Origin of the sequence: Chitinophaga pendula, from assembly GCF_020386615.1 — a bacterium.
GTDB classification, from domain to species: domain Bacteria; phylum Bacteroidota; class Bacteroidia; order Chitinophagales; family Chitinophagaceae; genus Chitinophaga; species Chitinophaga pendula.
On sequence record NZ_CP077769.1, the window covers coordinates 1,443,372 to 1,464,692 of the forward strand.

Consider the following 21,321-nt stretch of genomic DNA (forward strand, 5'->3'; position numbering starts at 1 on the left):
CAACAGATGAAAAATTATACAGGGCTTGAAATAGCTATCATCGGTATGGCCGGTCGATTCCCCGGTGCCAACGATATCGAGGGCTTTTGGGAGAATTTAAGAAATGGAGTAGAGTCTGTTGAGTTTTTGAGCAGAGAAGAACTGGTGAAAAATGGAGAAAATCCAGAATTGATTGACCATCCTGCTTATGTACCTGCCAGTGCTCATGTAAGAGGTAAAGAGTACTTTGACGCTGATTTCTTTGGATATCTGCCAGCCGAAGCGAGGTTAATGGACCCGCAGATGCGACTGTTCCATGAGATATGCTGGACGGCATTAGAGGATGCTGGATATAATCCCTATGAGTCCGGGAATAAGATTGGATTATTTTCGGGAGGAGCTTCAAATGCCAATTGGGAGGTTGGTGCAATATTAGCCAATAGAGAAGAAATGGTGGATGATTTTTCTGCATTCAATCTTCGCAATATTAACTTTTTAAGCTCCCATATATCTTATCTGTTAGATCTCTCAGGTCCTTCTATCACCTGTAATACTGCTTGTTCGACTTCATTGGTAGCCATACAGCGCGCCTGTATGAGTTTATTGCTCCGGGAATGTAATATGGCATTGGCTGGTGGGGTTTTTATCTCCACGCGGCCTCAGGTGGGTTATATACATCAGGATGGTATGATACATTCCGCAGATGGGCACTGCCGGGCTTTTGATGCAGCTGCCAGCGGTACTATTATTGGAGATGGTGCGGGCGTCGTAGTATTAAAGAAACTGGATGAAGCTATCAAAGATGGAGATCACATTTATGCTATAATTAAAGGGAGTGCTATTAATAACGATGGTAGCAGGAAGATCGGATATACAGCCCCCAGTGTTGATGGACAGTCAAAGGTAATCATGAAAGCTATTCAGATGGCTAAAGTGGACCCCTCGACCATTGGTTATGTTGAAGCGCATGGTACAGGTACCAAACTGGGTGACCCTGTAGAGATCGCTGGTCTGACAAGAGCCTTTAACACAGAAAAGAAACAATTCTGCGCAATCGGCTCTGTAAAATCTAATATCGGTCACCTGGATACGGCTGCCGGGGTAGCGGGTCTGATCAAGGCCGTGTTGTCACTGCAACATGGCCAGCTGGTGCCCAGTCTGCACTACCAGCAACCCAATCCGGAGATCGACTTTGCTAATAGTCCTTTTTATGTAAATACAACATTGCGTCCCTGGGAACGTAATGGTCATCCCCGTCGGGCAGGCGTCAGTTCCTTTGGTATAGGTGGCACAAATGTGCATGTGGTGTTGGAAGAAGCACCTGTCCGGGAGGCAGGTAGTGAGGGCCGTAGCCATCAGCTACTGCTGCTGTCCGGTAAAACGCCAGGGGCGCTGGAGCGTAATGCTGCCCGCGTGTCGGCGTACCTGCAACAGGATACCACCACCTCCTTAAATGATATTGCCTATACGCAACAGGTAGGACGTGAAGCCTTCCAGTATCGTCGGATGCTGGTCTGCCGAAATCGATCCGAAGCGTTGGCATTGTTGGATACCCCTGGCTGGCTGTCGGCAGGGAGTCATTATATTTCGGACAAACGCACAGTAGGTGTTGCCTTTCTGTTCCCTGGCCAGGGATCTCAATATAGCGGGATGTGCCAGGGGCTGTATGAAGAAGAGCCGCATTTCCGTAGTACAGTAGATGAGTGTTTGTCTATTGTCCAACGCCGTTGTGGCAAAGACCTGCGTCCGGTATTATTTGGTGCAGATACCCGTATAGATCAGACAGAATATACCCAACCCTGTCTGTTCATCATAGAATATAGCCTGGCTCGTTTGCTGATGAGCTGGGGCGTTCAGCCCTCTATGATGATCGGTCACAGTATCGGAGAATATGTGGCTGCTTGTGTGAGTGGTGTATTTAGCTTATCAGATGCATTGTACCTGGTAGTAAAACGGGGAGAGTGTATGCAGGCTGCACCTACAGGTAAGATGCTGAGTGTGTCATTGGATCGTGAAGGGTTGCTGGCATTGTGTGGAGTGGATATCTGCCTGGCGGCAGTCAATGGCCCTTCTTCGGGTGTATTGTCCGGCAGAGAGTCTTCGATAGCAGCATTAAAACTACAATTAGAATCATCGGGTCATGTTTGCCGGGAGTTACGTACCTCACATGGCTTCCATTCACACCTGATGGATGAGGTGTTACCCGCTTTCCGTGACTGTTTTTCGGGTATTACCTTCCATACACCCTCCCTGCCATTTATTTCAAATGTGACGGGTAAGGAAGCCTTGGCCGATGAGATCTGCCAGGCTGACTACTGGGTGAACCATTTACGTTCGACCGTAGACTTTTCAGGCGGTTTGTCCACGTTGCTATCCACCAGCAGTACGTCTGTTTTACTGGAAGTAGGTCCAGGCAAGGTGTTGAGTACTTTATGCAGTATGGCCGGACAGGAGGGCATTCCCCTGGTTCGTGGAGCACGTGATACGGGAGCTGATGGTCATTACCTGTTAACCGGTTTGGGTCAGTTATGGGAGCGAGGCGTAAGTATCAACTGGCGGGATTATTATGGTAATGAGCGTCGCTTGAAGGTGTCTTTACCAGGTTATAGTTTTGAGCAGGTGAAATATCCGGTACATGTGGATGCTTATCAGCTATTACAACAACAATCCAATAATAATATTACGGTTGCCGATCGTCGTTTATCCGATTGGTTCTATGTACCCGGATGGCGTCAGTCGGTGATGGGTACAGCTACTACGGCTACCCGCCAGATCCTGTTATTGAGTGATGCAGGTGGTTTTGGTGCCCGCTTATCCGCCCGGCTTCGTTCCCAAGGCCATGAGGTGGTAGAAGTCTACCAGGGAAGCGGTTTTTCCAGTCTTTCCGTAGATGTTTATGAGATAGATGGCGGCGTTGCAGGAGATTTTAGTCAGTTGGCATCGATACTATCTTCCGGTGGTTTTAAACCTACACAGCTACTACATTTATGGTCCATGGACCGTAAAAGTGCTGCCGATTATACCTCCTTGTGTTACAGTGTGTCTAACCTGGCAATCACCTGGCAGCATTGCAGCCAGGAGTTGGTGTTGCTGACGGAGGAAGGAGAGCTGATACGTGGGGATGAGTCAGGCGACGCATATAGCAGTTTAGGTCAGAGCCTGTTGAAAGTCATCGGTCAGGAGTATCCAGGACTTCATACCCAACAAATAGATATCAGTTATTCGGGAGTATCTGCAGAATGGCTGGAAGAATGTGTTTGCCGTGAGTTATCGGCCGTTCGCCGGGGCTCGGTGATCGGTTTGCGTCGGGGTCAACGCTGGCAACAGCATTACGATGCTTTGCGGCTGGATCGGGAAGGTAGTGTTTTCCGTGACGGAGGTGTTTACCTGATTACGGGAGGTTTGGGTCAGCTGGGTTATACGTTGTCTAAATACCTGCTGAGTCGTTATCAGGCTAAGTTGATCCTGGTAGGCCGCAATAATTTATTGGAAGGAGATAAACAGGTTCGTTATGAGGAGTTACGTCATTTAGGAGTGGTTCGTTATGTCGCCTGTGATATCTCCGATGCCGGTCAATTGAAGGCGGCATTGGTATTATCTGAGGAACAATTAGGTACTATCAATGGTGTTATTCATGCCGCAGGAGTGGTGGACGGTCGTTCCATAGGTTTATTACCGGAGTTGAGTACAGATGATTATATGCATCAGTTCCATCCCAAGATCGGTGGTGTTGATGCCTTGTGGCAGGTATTGGCTGATCGTGCACTGGACTTCTGTGTGCTGACCTCCTCGATATCGACGGTATTGGGCGGTTTAGGTTTTGGCGCGTATGCGACCGCCAATCGTTATATGGACCAGTTTGTACAACGGGAGACTGGGTCTGGCCGTTTACAACGCTGGCTAAGTGTCAGCCTGGATGGATTGGATTTCAATATAAAGACAAGCAATCAGGATATTGTAGCTGAGGAACTTTGTGAGGTGCTGGAAGTCGTATTACAACATAAACACTTATCGCATGTATTGATATCAAAAGCCCCACTGGAAGGTCGATTGGAGCGTTGGGTAACAGGAATAATAGATACTAGTGAACAGAAAGCAGTAATTGATAACCATCCTGTTTTTGAGCAAACGGAGTCTGGCGTGAGCGCACAGCTGCAGGCAATGTGGAAAGACTTCTTTGGCCAGGCTGATTTATCTGATACCTCGGACTTTTTCGAAATAGGAGGTGATTCCCTGAAGGCGCTGACGATGTTATCACGTATACACAAGACTTTTGGTGTAGATATGTCCATCCGTGATTTTTATGATCATCCGGTATTGTCGACACAGGGTCTTTTTATCCACAATCGTTTAGGGGACGCTGGTATTGACCAGATAACAGGGCGTAGTGCGGCGATCCCTTCAGCAGGTGGGTCTGGTTTATATGCTTTGTCAGCAGCACAGCGGCGGATGTATTTTTTACACGAATTTGATAAAGCGGCGCTGACCTATAATATGCCGCATGTGATCCGGTTGGAAGGCACGTTGGATGCAGAAAAACTACTTACTTGTTTTGAAAAGTTGATTACCCGTCACGAAGTATTACGGACGACTTTCGAAGTACGGGAAGGGGAGGTAAAACAGCGGGTCCACGAAACGATCGCAGGCTTTGAATGGACGATTTATGAGAGTGATGCAGCAGGAGTATCCTCCCTGGTAGATCAGTTTATTCGTCCATTTGACCTTGGGCGGGCACCATTGTTAAGAGCAGGGTTGATCCGTACGGAAAATGACGCACACATATTGCTGGTGGATATGCATCACGTAGTGACTGATGGGGTATCCACAGATATCCTGGTGAATGACTTAACGCATCTCTATAAGGGGGCGACATTACCGGCGTTACACCTACAATACAAAGACTATGCACAATGGCAACAAGGAGTAGAGGAGCAACAGCGAATAAAGGGACAAAGGGATTTCTGGATGCAACAATACCAGGAATTACCAGAATCCCTGGAGCTACCATTAGATTTTAGCCGTCCTCTGATCAAGAGCGATAGAGGTGCGAAATGGATGGATGAGCTGTCAGAGGAACAAACAAGCCAATTGAAGGATGTTGCGGAAAAAGAAAATGTGTCGATGTTCATGCTTCTATTGTCTATCTATCATGTCTTGCTGAGCAAGCTTAGTAATCAGGAAGATATTGTGATCGGTACACCGACGGCAGGTCGTCTGCATGCAGATCTAGAAGGCGTGATGGGTATGTTTGTCAATACATTGCCATTGCGTAACCAATCAAGCAAGACTAATACATTTCATACATTCTTACAACAAGTAAAGCAAAATGCATTAGCGTGTTTTGATAATCAGGAATACCAGTATGAAGATATTGTAGAGTCATTGGGAGTGGCGCGGGATCTGAGTCGAAATCCGTTATTTGATGTAATGTTCAGTTATGAAAATTTTGATGATGTTGCATTGGAATTAGAAGGGCTGAAGCTATTACCATTCAATAGAGAACACGAAATAGCGAAATTTGAACTTACACTGGTAGCGGGAGAGCGTGATGGCCGGTTAAGCATCAACTTTGAATATAGTACTGTATTGTTCCGCCCCAGAACGATAGAGCGCCTGGCTACTTATTTCAAACGTATAGTATCCGCAGTCGTTGCTGATACGAATGTATTGTTGAAAGATATAGTTATACTGGATGAGGTAGAACGTGACCGGCTGCTGACAGATTATAACGATACTACGATCGCCTATCCTTCTAATGAAACCTTTATAGATCTGTTTAGTGAACAGGTCCACCGTACGCCAAATGCGCTGGCACTGACCTGTGGCGCGGATAAAATGTCATATAAAGAACTGGATATTTTATCAGAGCAGCTGGCCGTATATCTGCAGTGCAGCTTGGGCATAGGTAGTGGGGATCGTGTGGCGGTGATACTGGACCGTGATCTGCTATTGTTGCCAGTGTTAGTAGGTATTCTTAAATCAGGCGCTGCTTATGTGCCGATAGATCCTGCATACCCTGCACAACGTGCGGCCCTGATCCTGGAAGATGCAGGCGTGAAGTTAGTATTGAATGCTGATGGACTTTCGGGAATATTGGATGCAGCTAAGTGCTATAGTGGCGCTTCGCGGCTAAGTTCTCCCAGAGGCACAGACCTGGCATATATGATCTATACGTCTGGATCTACCGGACAGCCTAAGGGAGTAATGATAGCCCATCATTCATTGGCAAACTATCTGAGGTGGGCGCGTAACCATTACATTCACAGTAATACAGAAACGGTATTTTCTTTACATAGTTCTATTTCCTTTGATCTGACGATCACCTCTTTATTTCTGCCATTGATCAGTGGAGGCCGCCTGAAGATCTTCGGAGGAGGTAATAACCCGGGAGTTATTGGAACAGTAATAGCTGATACAGAGGTGAATGTGGTGAAACTGACACCCTCTCACCTGAAGCTGATCCGCGATCTGCCGGTATCTGCACGGCCTATGAAATTTATCATAGGCGGGGAGTTACTGGAACGTACGGTAGCGGAGGATATTTATCAGCAATATGGGGGACAAGCCTCCTTGTATAATGAGTACGGCCCGACTGAGTCTACTGTGGGCTGTATGCTCTACCTGTATAATCCGTTGGAAGGCGGTTATGCAGTTCCTATAGGTAAGCCTATCTGGAATACGCGTCTTTATGTGCTTGATGAGGAATTACGTCCTGTGGCGTTGGGAGTCCGGGGAGAATTATATATAGGGGGTGCAGGTTTGGCAGTGGGTTATGCGAATAATCCCCTGTTGACTTCTCAGCGGTTTATTGATAGTCCCTTCGTAAAGGGGGATCGTTTATACCGTACTGGCGATCAGGTACGGATGTTGTCCTGGGATAAGATGGTATACCTGGGTCGTCTGGATGACCAGGTCAAACTTCGCGGTTACCGGATCGAGTTGGGAGAGATCAGCGGTCTGCTGAATAGCTATGAAGGTATCAGCGACAGTGTCGCCGTAGTGATGGGTACATCTGAAGACCAGTACCTGTGTGGCTACTATGTATCTTCAGCTACAATTGATCATGCTTCGCTGCGGTCCTATCTGCAGGAACAGTTACCTGTTTATATGGTTCCTGATCACCTGCAACGTATTGATCATATTCCGCTGACCCAGAATGGGAAGGTGGACTATAAGGCGTTGCCAGCTATTGAGATTGTGGCCGGCACAGACTATATCGCACCATCAGGAGAGATAGAGGAACAGCTAGTGAGTATCTGGTCCTCCATACTTCGTTTGGATGCGTCTGTAATTAGTGCTGGCCAAAGCTTTTTTGAATTAGGAGGAAACTCTTTACGTGCGATTTTACTGGTTAACCAGATCCGGAAAGAATTGGAAGTAGAAGTGAGTTTACAGCAACTATTCGGTACGCCGACGATCCACGGACTACACAAAGTGATCCATTCTTCCGGACGAGTTTCTTACCGCAGTATACCTGCGGCCAACGGGGACGGTCTATATGTACTTTCTTCTGCGCAGCGGCGGATGTATTTTTTACATGAATTTGATAAGGCTGCGTTGACCTACAACATGCCCCATATAATAAGGTTGAATGGTAAAGTATCGGTGGATCGTATAAAGGCAAGTTTTGAGGGTTTGTTATCCCGTCATGAGATACTCCGTACCAGCTTTGAGTTGGAGGATGGTGTATTGAAGCAGCGGGTGCACGATGCTACTATTGGTTTTGAGTGGAATGTTTATGAAAGTGATGAGGCAGGTGTGCCGGCATTGATTACAGCTTTCATCCGGCCTTTCGATCTAGGCACGGCTCCTTTATTGCGGATAGGTCTTATTGAAGTTGGAGCAGAAGCGTATATTTTACTGGTAGATATGCACCATGTGGTGACCGATGGAGTATCAACCGATATATTGGTGAATGACTTCACCCGTCTTTACCGTGGAGAAAGTTTACCGGCTTTACGCATCCAGTACAAGGATTATGCTGTATGGCAGCAGAGCGAATCAGAACAGCAACGAATATCATCGCAGCGTGATTTTTGGCTGGCTCAATATAGTGATCTGCCAGATCCCCTTGAATTACCACTTGACTTTAACCGTCCATTGATAAAGAATACGGATGGAGCTGTTTTTAAAGATAAATTATCAAAAGAAGTAACAATAGCATTAAAAGAACTAGCAGCAGAAGAAGGACTGTCCATGTTTATGCTATTATTGTCTGTATATCATATTTTATTAAATAAGTTAAGCAACCAGGAAGATATTGTTATAGGGACGCCTACTGCCGGTCGCCTGCACGCTGATTTGAAGGAAGTGATGGGGATGTTTGTGAATACATTACCGTTGCGGAATCGATCCGAACATACCAGCTCTTTCCGTTCCTTTTTGCAGCAGGTTAAAAAGAATACCCTCTCTAGTTTTGATAACCAGGAATACCAGTATGAGGATATATTGGAATCCCTGGGAGTAAACCGTGATACCAGCCGTAATCCTTTGTTTGATGTGATGCTCAGCTATGAGGATTTTGAAACAAATACATTGACTTTGGATGGTGTGGATCTAAATTACTATGATGATAAACGACCCATATCAAAGTTTGATCTGACCTTATTTTCCGGAGAGCATGAAGAACAGATTATTATAGATTTTGAATATAATACGACCCTGTTCCGTTCGGAAACAATAGATCGCCTGGCTACTTATTTCAAACGTATAGTATCCGCAGTCGTTGCTGATACGAATGTATTGTTGAAAGATATAGTTATACTGGATGAGGTAGAACGTGACCGGCTGCTGACAGATTATAACGATACTACGATCGCCTATCCTGCTAATGAAACCTTTATAGATCTGTTTAGTGAACAGGTCCACCGTACGCCAGATGCGCTGGCACTGACCTGTGGCGCGGATAAAATGTCATATAAAGAACTGGATATTTTATCAGAGCAGCTGGCCATATATCTGCAGTGCAGCTTGGGCATAGGTAGTGGGGATCGTGTGGCGGTGATACTGGACCGTGATCTGTTATTGTTGCCAGTGTTAGTAGGTATTCTTAAATCAGGCGCTGCTTATGTGCCGATAGATCCTGCATACCCTGCACAACGTGCGGCCCTGATCCTGGAAGATGCAGGCGTGAAGTTAGTATTGAATGCTGATGGACTTTCGGGAATATTGGATGCAGCTAAGTGCTATAGTGGCGCTTCGCGGCTAAGTTCTCCCAGAGGCACAGACCTGGCTTACGTGATCTATACGTCTGGATCTACCGGACAGCCTAAGGGAGTAATGATAGCCCATCATTCATTGGCAAACTATCTGAGGTGGGCGCGTAACCATTACATTCATAGTAATACAGAAACGGTATTTTCTTTACATAGCTCTATTTCCTTTGATCTGACGATCACCTCTTTATTTCTGCCATTGATCAGTGGAGGCCGCCTGAAGATCTTCGGAGGAGGTAATAACCCGGGAGTTATTGGAACAGTAATAGCTGATACAGAGGTGAATGTGGTGAAACTGACACCCTCTCACCTGAAGCTGATCCGCGATCTGCCGGTATCTGCACGGCCCATGAAATTTATCATAGGCGGGGAGTTACTGGAACGTACGGTAGCGGAGGATATTTATCAGCAATATGGGGGACAAGCCTCCTTGTATAATGAGTACGGCCCGACTGAGTCTACTGTGGGCTGTATGCTCTACCTGTATAATCCGTTGGAAGGCGGTTATGCAGTTCCTATAGGTAAGCCTATCTGGAATACGCGTCTTTATGTGCTTGATGAGGAATTACGTCCTGTGGCGTTGGGAGTCCGGGGAGAATTATATATAGGGGGTGCAGGTTTGGCAGTGGGTTATGCGAATAATCCCCTGTTGACTTCTCAGCGGTTTATTGATAGTCCCTTCGTGAAGGGAGATCGTTTATACCGTACTGGCGATCAGGTACGGATGTTGTCCTGGGATAAGATGGTATACCTGGGTCGTCTGGATGACCAGGTCAAACTTCGCGGTTACCGGATCGAGTTGGGAGAGATCAGCGGTTTACTGAATAGCTATGAAGGCATCAGCGACAGTGTCGCCGTAGTGATGGGCACATCTGAAGACCAGTACCTGTGTGGCTACTATGTATCTTCAGCTACAATTGATCATGCTTCGCTGCGGTCCTATCTGCAGGAACAGTTACCTGTTTATATGGTTCCTGATCACCTGCAACGTATTGATCATATTCCGCTGACCCAGAATGGGAAGGTGGACTATAAGGCGTTGCCAGCTATTGAGATTGTGGCCGGCACAGACTATATCGCACCATCAGGAGAGATAGAGGAACAGCTAGTGAGTATCTGGTCCTCCATACTTCGTTTGGATGCGTCTGTAATTAGTGCTGGCCAAAGCTTTTTTGAATTAGGAGGAAACTCTTTACGTGCGATTTTACTGGTTAACCAGATCCGGAAAGAATTGGAAGTAGAAGTGAGTTTACAGCAACTATTCGGTACGCCGACGATCCACGGACTACACAAAGTGATCCATTCTTCCGGACGAGTTTCTTACCGCAGTATACCTGCGGCCAACGGGGACGGTCTATATGTACTTTCTTCTGCACAGCGGCGGATGTATTTTTTACATGAATTTGATAAGGCTGCGTTGACCTACAACATGCCCCATATAATAAGGTTGAATGGTAAAATATCGGTGGATCGTATAAAGGCAAGTTTTGAGGGTTTGTTATCCCGTCATGAGATACTCCGTACCAGCTTTGAGTTGGAGGATGGTGTATTGAAGCAGCGGGTGCACGATGCTACTATTGGTTTTGAGTGGAATGTTTATGAAAGTGATGAGGCAGGTGTGCCGGCATTGATTACAGCTTTCATCCGGCCTTTCGATCTAGGCACGGCTCCTTTATTGCGGATAGGTCTTATTGAAGTTGGAGCAGAAGCGTATATTTTACTGGTAGATATGCACCATGTGGTGACCGATGGAGTATCAACCGATATATTGGTGAATGACTTCACCCGTCTTTACCGTGGAGAAAGTTTACCGGCTTTACGCATCCAGTACAAGGATTATGCTGTATGGCAGCAGAGCGAATCAGAACAGCAACGAATATCATCGCAGCGTGATTTTTGGCTGGCTCAATATAGTGATCTGCCAGATCCCCTTGAATTACCACTTGACTTTAACCGTCCATTGATAAAGAATACGGATGGAGCAAAAATAACGGACGAACTCTCTGTTGGTATTACAAATGAGCTACACGCATTGGCTACAGCCGAGGGCGTATCTATGTTTATGCTGTTATTATCGGTATATCATATTTTATTAAATAAGTTAAGCAACCAGGAAGATATTGTTATAGGAACGCCCGCCGTAGGACGTTTGCATGCAGATTTGGATGATGTGATGGGGATGTTTGTGAATACATTGCCGATCCGGAACCAGTCTGTAAATGAAAGTACTTTCCAGTCCTTTTTACAGCAAGTGAAAACGAATACAGTATCCTGCTTTGATAATCAGGAATACCAATATGAGGATATTGTGGAATCTTTAGGGGTAAGTCGTGATACCAGTCGGAACCCATTATTTGATGTAATGTTCAGCTACGAGAATTTTGATGATCTGAACCTGGAATTACCAGGCGTAACACTCAACAATTATTTTTCAGAACATAAGATATCAAAATTTGATCTCACGCTGGTAGCTGCAGAAAGCGATGGCAGACTTAATATCGCTTTTGAGTATAGTACAGCTTTATTTCAAAAGGAGAAAATCGCACAAGTAATAACCTACTTCAAACGTATTCTTGCTGCAATTGTAGCAGACAAGGAGATTCTGTTGAAGAATATAGACATCCTGGATGAATCAGAAAAGGCGCAATTGATACATGCGTATAATGATACTGTAGTATCTTATCCTGCAGATAGCAATACGGTTTCCTTATTTGAAATACAAGCCGATCTCACCCCGGACAAGACAGCACTTCTATTTGGAACAGAAGAATTAAGCTATCGCTTATTAGATCAGAGAAGTAACCAGCTGGCCCATTATCTTTCCGCTAAAGGAGTGGTGGCTGGACAGCTCGTGCCGATTTTCATGCATCGGAGTATAGAAATGGTGATAGCTATACTTGCAATATTAAAATTACGGGCTGCCTATGTCCCCATAGATATTAAAGCTCCCCAGGATAGAATTGCCTACATCTTATCTGATACAGAGGCGAAGGTACTTATAACACAATCCTCCTTGCAGCTGCTATTGGAGGATATCAATGTAACGTCACTGGTCTATGTTGATAAGGAGATTGACCAATGGAGTACCTGTATTGCAGATAGGTTTGAAATGAAGCCGGTGGCGGGTGATCTGGTCTATATGATCTATACCTCTGGTTCTACCGGATTGCCGAAGGGGGTGTTGATTGAAGATGGTGGTATGTTGAACCATCTTTACGCGAAAATAAATGACCTCAAACTGAATGGACATAGCATTATTGCGCAAACAGCCCCTTATACTTTTGATATTTCGGTGTGGCAAATATTATGTGCTTTGCTAGTAGGAGGAAAGACTGTTATCTATACTGATGAGTTGATCTTATCGCCCGCTACACTATTGCAACAAATGGAGACAGATGGTGTGACAATTTGGGAATGTGTCCCTTCCTATTTGACTTCAGTATTGTCTCCTGATATACAGCTGCCGGCATTGAAAGAATTGACTACTGTCATGGTAACAGGTGAGGCTGTGAGTAAAAATTTAATTGAAAAATGGTTTAATACCTATCCTGATAAGCAGGTGGTCAATGCTTATGGACCTACAGAAGCATCAGATGATATCTGTCATTATATCATGCATGAGACACCTGCCCATAATACTATTGCGGTTGGTAAACCTGTTCAGAATACAAGGATATATATAGTGGATAGCGCAGGGAATCTATGCCCCCCCGGAGTAAAGGGAGAACTATGTATATCTGGAATAGGTGTGGGAAGAGGATATTGGAAAGATGCCGTGAAGACGGCGAAAAGTTTTGTGGATAACCCATTCGAACCAGCATATGGATTTCGCATGTATAGAACAGGAGATCATGCTCGCTGGTTACCGGATGGAAATATTGAGTACCTGGGCCGTATAGATGAACAGGTGAAATTGAGGGGGCTTCGGATAGAGCTCGGAGAGATTACTGCGCAAATGAACGCCTATGAAGGTATTCGGGAAAGTGCAGTAGTCATGAAAGAGAGAAACGGTAATAAATATATAGTAGGCTACTACATAGCTGATCAACCAATTATCGTAGAAGATCTCAAATACTTCCTGGGTAGCAAGCTCCCGGATTATATGATCCCTTCCTATTTTATTCCGATAGCGGCCTTCCCATTAACTGTCAATGGTAAACTGAATAAGAAAGCCTTGCCTGATCCGGAGATTACAGAAGAGAACTACGTTCCTCCTTCCGGCGACATAGAGGAAAAGTTAGTGGATATATGGGCTACGATCCTACATCTGGATCGACAGGTGATCAGTGTAAGTAAAAACTTCTTTGATCTTGGAGGGAATTCGATTGGTATTATAAGTCTTCACTACAAGGTAAACAGTGTATTTGGTACCAGTATTAGTGTGGCTGATATGTTTGGGCTTACAACTATAACAGCCATACGGGATTTCCTGCTGAAAGGTGCGGGACAGACGACTGAAGAAACGAGGAGTGCTGTAAAACAAGCGATTACAAGCGCTGCTAAAAACTTGAAGTCCTTAAGCAGTTTGCGAAAAGTGAATTAAAACGTCATACATGAGTGAATATACTGGTTTTGAGATTGCGATCATAGGTATGGCCGGGAGGTTTCCCGGGGCCAACGATATAGAGGGCTTTTGGGAGAATCTAAAGGCAGGAAAGGAGTCGATCGAATTTTTTAGTCGTGAAGAAGTGCTGGAAGAAGGTGAAAAAGCATCAGTGGTAGATCATCCGTCTTACATAAAGGCCAATGCTTTTGTAAAAGGCAAGGAATATTTCGATGCAGCATTTTTTGGTTATATACCAACTGAGGCAGCGCTCATGGATCCGCAGGCCCGTTTATTTCATGAAGTTTGCTGGACAGCATTGGAAGATGCTGGTTGTAACCCATATACACCAGGAAATAGGATCGGTTTATTCGCGGGTGCTACTCCTAATGTCAATTGGGAGGCTTATACAACATTAGCCAATGAGACTGGAGAAGTGGATGCCTACACAGAATTTTTGCTAAGCAGTGTCCGTTTCCTTACGACCAGGATTGCTTATGCGTTTAATTTCAGTGGGGCCTCAATGGGAGTGGAAACAGCCTGCTCTACTTCGTTGGTGGCTGTTCATCAGGCCTGTCACAGCTTGTTATTGGGAGATTGTACGGTAGCATTGGCAGGAGGGGTTACAATCCGTAATGAGTCAAAAAAAGGCTATCTGTACCAGGAAGGTATGATACATTCCGCAGATGGGCACTGCCGGGCTTTTGATGCTGCCGCTACCGGTACGGTAGGAGGAGAGGGGGCAGGAGTAGTGGTACTCAAAAAGCTGGAGGACGCAATTAATGATGGAGATCACATTTATGCGGTGATCCGTGGTACGGGTATCAATAACGACGGTAATAGCAAAGTGGGATATACTGCGCCTTCTATCAATGGTCAGATGGAAGCCATTATGATGGCACATGAATGGGGTAGAATCGAGGCGGCCACCATTGGTTATGTTGAAGCACATGGTACAGGTACCAAACTGGGTGACCCTGTGGAGATCGCTGGTCTGACAAGGGCTTTTAATACAGAAAAGAAACAATTCTGCGCAATCGGCTCTGTAAAATCTAATATCGGTCACCTGGATACGGCTGCCGGGGTAGCAGGTCTGATCAAGGCCGTGTTGTCACTGCAACATGGCCAGCTGGTGCCCAGTCTGCACTACCAGCAACCCAATCCGGAGATCGACTTTGCTAACAGTCCTTTTTATGTAAATACAACATTGCGTCCCTGGGAACGTAATGGTCATCCCCGTCGGGCAGGTGTGAGTGCTTTTGGTATAGGTGGCACAAATGTGCATGTGGTGTTGGAAGAAGCACCTGGGCGCGACACCGGCAGTACCGGTCGCAGCCATCAGTTGCTGCTGCTGTCCGGTAAGACACCAGGGGCGCTGGAGCGTAATGCTGCCCGCTTGTCGGCGTACCTGCAACAGGATACCACCACCTCCTTAAATGATATTGCCTATACGCAACAGGTAGGACGTGAGTCTTTTTACTATCGTCGGATGCTGGTCTGCCGAAATCGATCCGAAGCGTTGGCATTGTTGAATACCCCTGGCTGGCTGTCGGCAGGGAGTCATTATATTTCGGACAAACGCACAGTAGGTGTTGCCTTTCTGTTCCCTGGCCAGGGATCTCAATATAGCGGGATGTGCCAGGGGCTGTATGAAGAAGAGCCGCATTTCCGTAGTACAGTAGATGAGTGTTTGTCTATTGTCCAACGCCGTTGTGGCAAAGACCTGCGTCCGGTATTATTTGGTGAAGATGCCCGTATGGATCAGACAGAATATACCCAACCCTGTCTGTTCATCATAGAATATAGCCTGGCTCGTTTGCTGATGAGCTGGGGCGTTCAGCCCTCTATGATGATCGGTCACAGTATCGGAGAATATGTGGCTGCTTGTGTGAGTGGTGTATTTAGCTTATCAGATGCATTGTACCTGGTAGTAAAACGGGGAGAGTGTATGCAGGCTGCACCTACAGGTAAGATGCTGAGTGTGTCATTGGATCGTGAAGGGTTGCTGGCATTGTGTGGAGTGGATATCTGCCTGGCGGCAGTCAATGGCCCTTCTTCGGGTGTATTGTCCGGCAGAGAGTCTTCGATAGCAGCATTAAAACTACAATTAGAATCATCGGGTCATGTTTGCCGGGAGTTACGTACCTCACATGGCTTCCATTCACACCTGATGGATGAGGTGTTACCCGCTTTCCGTGGCTGTTTTTCGGGTATTACCTTCCATACACCCTCCCTGCCATTTATTTCAAATGTGACGGGTAAGGAAGCCTTGGCCGATGAGATCTGCCAGGCTGACTACTGGGTGAACCATTTACGTTCGACCGTAGACTTTTCAGGCGGCTTGTCCACGTTGCTATCCACCAGCAGTACGTCTGTTTTACTGGAAGTAGGTCCAGGCAAGGTGTTGAGTACTTTATGCAGTATGGCCGGACAGGAGGGCATTCCCCTGGTTCGTGGAGCACGTGATACGGGAGCTGATGGTCATTACCTGTTAACCGGTTTGGGTCAGTTATGGGAGCGAGGCGTAAGTATCAACTGGCGGGATTATTATGGTAATGAGCGTCGCTTGAAGGTGCCTTTACCAGGTTATAGTTTTGAGCAGGTGAAATATCCGGTACATGTGGATGCTTATCAGCTATTACAACAACAGTTGGGATCAGGTACTTTGTCAGATAAGGGCCGTAAGCTATCCGATTGGTTCTATGTACCCGGATGGCGTCAGTCGGTGGTAGGTACAGCTGCTACGGCTACCCGCCAGATCCTGTTATTAAGTGATGCAGGTGGTTTTGGCGCCCGCTTATCTGCCCGGCTTCGTTTCCAAGGCCATGAGGTGGTAGAAGTCTACCAGGGAAGCGGTTTTTCCAGTCTTTCCGTAGATGTTTATGAGATAGATGGCGGCGTTGCAGGAGATTTTAGTCAGTTGGCATCGATACTATCTTCCGGTGGTTTTAAACCTACACAGCTACTACATTTATGGTCCATGGACCGTAAAAGTGCTGCCGATTATACCTCCTTGTGTTACAGTGTATCTAACCTGGCAATCACCTGGCAGCATTGCAGCCAGGAGTTGGTGTTGCTGACGGAGGAAGGAGAGCTGATACGTGGGGATGAGTCAGGCGACGCATATAGCAGTTTAGGTCAGAGCCTGTTGAAAGTCATCGGTCAGGAGTATCCAGGACTTCATACCCAACAAATAGATATCAGTTATTCGGGAGTATCTGTAGAATGGCTGGAAGAATGTGTTTGCCGTGAGTTATCGGCCGTTCGCCGGGGCTCGGTGATCGGTTTGCGTCGGGGTCAACGCTGGCAACAGCATTACGATGCTTTGCGGCTGGATCGGGAAGGTAGTGTTTTCCGTGACGGAGGTGTTTACCTGATTACGGGAGGTTTGGGTCAGCTGGGTTATACGTTGTCTAAATACCTGCTGAGTCGTTATCAGGCTAAGTTGATCCTGGTAGGCCGCAACAGAAAGTTGAGCGGTGACAAACAAACACGTTATGAAGAATTGTGCAGCTTAGGAGTGGTTCGTTATGTCGCCTGTGATATCTCCGATGCCGGTCAATTGAAGGCAGCATTGGTGTCGTCAGAGGAACAACTTGGTACCATCAATGGTGTTATTCATGCCGCAGGAGTAGTGGACGGTCGTTCCATAGGTTTATTACCGGAGTTGAGTACTGGTGACTATATGCATCAGTTCGGTCCCAAGATCAGCGGTCTTCATGCCTTGTGGCAGGTATTGGCTGATCGTGCACTGGACTTCTGTGTGCTGACCTCCTCGATATCGACGGTATTGGGCGGTTTAGGTTTTGGCGCGTATGCGACCGCCAATCGTTATATGGACCAGTTTGTACAACGGGAAGTAGGGTCTGGCCGTTTACAACGCTGGCTAAGTGTCAGCCTGGATGGATTGGATTTTGATGAAATTGGAAGTGCGGAGGAGATTACCCATACCGAAGTTTGTGAAGTGTTGGAAACGGCATTACAACATACCAGCTTATCGCATGTATTGATATCAAAAGCCCCACTGGAAGGTCGATTGGAGCGTTGGGTAACAGGAATAATAGATACTAGTGAACAGAAAGCAGTAATTGATAACCATCTTGTTTTTGAGCAAACGGAGTCTGGCGTGAGCGCACAGCTGCAGGCAATGTGGAAAGACTTCTTTGGCCAGGCTGATTTATCTGATACCTCGGACTTTTTCGAAATAGGAGGTGATTCCCTGAAGGCGCTGACGATGTTATCACGTATACACAAGACTTTTGGTGTAGATATGTCCATCCGTGATTTTTATGATCATCCGGTATTGTCGACACAGGGTCTTTTTATCCACAATCGTTTAGGGGACGCTGGTATTGACCAGATAACAGGGCGTAGTGCGGTGATCCCTTCAGCAGGTGGGGCGGGCTTATATGCCTTGTCGGCAGCACAGCGGCGGATGTATTTTTTACATGCCTTTGACAAAGCGGCGCTGACCTATAATATGCCGCATGTGATCCGGTTGGAAGGAATGTTGGATGCAGAACGGCTACGTACTTGTTTTGAACAGCTGATAGCGCGCCATGAAATACTGCGTACAAGTTTCGAGTTGCATGAAGGCGAAGTGAAACAGCGGGTCCATGAAACGATTGCAGGCTTTGAATGGACGATTTACGAGAGTGATGCAGCAGGAGTATCCTCCCTGGTAGATCAGTTTATCCGTCCATTTGACCTGGGACACGCACCTTTGTTGCGTGCAGGGCTGATCCGTATCGGAGAAGCAGCACATGTGTTGCTGGTAGATATGCACCACGTAGTAACTGATGGGGTATCTACAGATATCCTGGTCAATGACTTTAGTTCACTTTATCGCGGAGCTGAATTACCAGCACTGCACTTACAATATAAAGATTATGCACAATGGCAGCAGAGTGCGGCAGAGCAGATACGTATATCAGCTCAAAAGGCTTTTTGGATGAAACAATACCAGGATCTGCCAGACCCATTAGCGTTACCGGTAGACTTTAGTCGTCCCCTGATAAAAAGTACCGTTGGTGCGATTCTTAAAAATAAGCTGACTGGCGATACTGTAAATGGATTGAAACGTCTGGCTGAGCAGGAAAAAGTATCGATGTTCATGCTCTTATTGTCTATTTATCATGTCTTGCTGAGCAAGCTCAGTAGCCAGGAGGATATTGTAATCGGTACACCAACGGCAGGTCGTTTACATGCAGATCTGGAACGTGTGATGGGGATGTTTGTAAATACACTACCCTTACGTAATAGCTGTGCAGGAGAGGATACATTTCAATCCTTTTTACAACGTATAAAAGAAAATACATTATCCTGCTTTGATAATCAGGAATATCAATATGAGGATATCGTTGAGTCGCTTGGTGTAGCCCGTGATATGAGCCGTAATCCGTTGTTCGACGTAATGTTCAGCTATGAGAACTTTGAAGATGTTGATTCAGAGCTGGAAGGATTAAAGTTAACTGCATATGAGAAGAAACATGATGTGTCAAAGTTCGATATGACATTGATTGCAGCAGAAGAAGCAGATGGAATCAGTTTGAATATTGAATATAATACCATTTTATTCAAAGAGGACACCATCATTAGAATGGTAGCTTATTTGAAAAGAATCGCAGCGATTATTGTTAAAGATGCTGGTATTAGAATAAAGGATATTGAACTGCTTGATGAAACGGAAAGAGAAATCTTACTAGGGACATTTAATAGCACTGAAAGTGTATATCCTTCTGATAAAACTATTGTTGATCTTTTCAGGACACAGGTTACTAAAACTCCTGATGAACCAGCATTAATATTTGGGTCGGATACAATGTCCTACCGTGCACTAGATTTATTATCAACGCAGATAAGTATATACCTATGCAAAGATAGAAAGGTGAGCGCTGGAGATAAAGTAGCGATCATGTTGGAAAGGAGTATATACCTGATACCTGTTTTACTCGGTATTTTAAAGTCAGGTGCAGCTTATGTTCCGATTGATCCTTCTTATCCCGTGGGGAGAGTTGAGCATATCTTACAGGACGGTAATATACTGGTGATGATTGATAATGAGAATGTATATGGGATCGTACAACAAGCCTCTCTATACAATGAAAAGGAAATGTCATATGAAGGTCCTACAGGTAGTGATCTTGCCTATGTGATCTATACTTCCGGGTCCACTGGACAGCCCAAAGGAGTGATGATAGAGCATCGCTCCCTGGTCAATAGATTATGGTGGATGCAGCAACAATATCCGATAGGGCAAGGTGATGTGATATTACAGAAGACTCCGGTTGTGTTTGATGTGTCTCTGTGGGAGTTATTCTGGTGGTCTTTTACTGGGGCGAGTCTATATCTGCTTCCTCCAGGAGGAGAAAAAGACCCCGAAATGATAAAGTCCGCGATAACTGCTGCCGGAGTAACGACGCTTCACTTTGTACCATCAATGTTTGAGGCATTCCTTTTAAATACTACTGAAGATGAAGTAAAGACCCGATTAAAAACATTACGCCGGATATTTTGTAGTGGAGAAGCCCTGAAAGTAGAACAAGTGAATAAATTCAGAGCATTGTTTACCCTACAGAAGGGAACCGATCTAATTAACCTATATGGCCCTACTGAGGCTACTGTGGATGTCTCTTGGTATAATTGTGATTGGTCTATCGAACAATTACCTGCCAGTATTCCTATAGGCAAACCCATTGCCAATACAGCGTTATATATACTTGATAAATATGGTAGGCTGTCCCCGATTGGAGTAGCAGGAGAATTATATATAGGAGGAGTCGGAGTAGGAAGAGGGTATTTAAATAATGAGGCGTTAACCAGTGAAAGATTTATTTCAAATCCATTTAAGAGCGGGGATAGGATATACAGAACAGGAGATCTGGCGCGGTGGATGCCGGATGGTAATATAGAGTATCTGGGGCGATTGGATGATCAGATAAAGTTACGAGGACTTCGTATCGAACTAGGTGAAATTACCTATCAGTTAAGTGGTCACAAAGATATACAACAGAGCATAGCTGTCATCAAGGAACGAGCAGGGAGTAAATATATTGTTGGTTACTATACCAGTGAGATCCCAATAGCCGTGTCGACATTCAAGGAATATCTGAGTACAAGGCTGCCAGATTATATGATACCTTCTTATTTTATTAAGATAGACACGTTCCCGCTTACTACTAACGGAAAACTTAATAAAAAGGCATTACCAGATCCTGAAATACAAATAGAAAAGGACAGTTATGTTCCACCGGCTAATGAGCTACAGAAAAGTCTGGTGAAAATATGGGCCGCTGTATTAGCTATTGATGAGGAGAAAATTGGCATCGATACTAACTTTTTTGAATTAGGTGGACACTCTATGGATGTTATTAATGCATGTAATGAGATCAATACTGCTTTTAATACAAATCTATCCGTTGCTACCTTTTTTGAGTTCCCACTTGTCAGCAAAATGGCGAAGTACCTGTCAGGTAAGGTAAAAGAGGAGGAGCAGGAAAATATACAATATTTGGACAATGAAATGGACCAGATGCATCTGGTTTTAGGCGCAATAAACAGGTCTTAATAAATACAATTTCCTTA

At 45.5% G+C, this 21,321-nt stretch carries 2 protein-coding genes; both read left to right on the top strand.

Going from position 1 to position 21,321, the window contains the following annotated elements:
* Nucleotides 1–6 precede the first annotated feature (6 nt).
* Entirely contained in the window at nucleotides 7–13,737 is a 13,731-nt protein-coding gene (locus KTO58_RS05855) for a non-ribosomal peptide synthetase/type I polyketide synthase (RefSeq protein ID WP_225860080.1), read from the top strand.
* A gap of 10 nt (nucleotides 13,738–13,747) precedes the next feature.
* Nucleotides 13,748–21,304, top strand: coding sequence for a non-ribosomal peptide synthetase/type I polyketide synthase (locus KTO58_RS05860; protein ID WP_225860081.1), 7,557 nt, complete (start codon nucleotides 13,748–13,750; stop codon nucleotides 21,302–21,304).
* Nucleotides 21,305–21,321: the final 17 nt, after the last annotated feature.

What these genes read in the sequence shown, in the direction of transcription:
- KTO58_RS05855 (WP_225860080.1), top strand. Translation starts at nt 7, where the DNA reads ATGAAAAATTATACAGGGCTTGAAATAGCTATCATCGGTATGGCCGGT.
- KTO58_RS05860 (WP_225860081.1), top strand. Translation starts at nt 13,748, where the DNA reads ATGAGTGAATATACTGGTTTTGAGATTGCGATCATAGGTATGGCCGGG.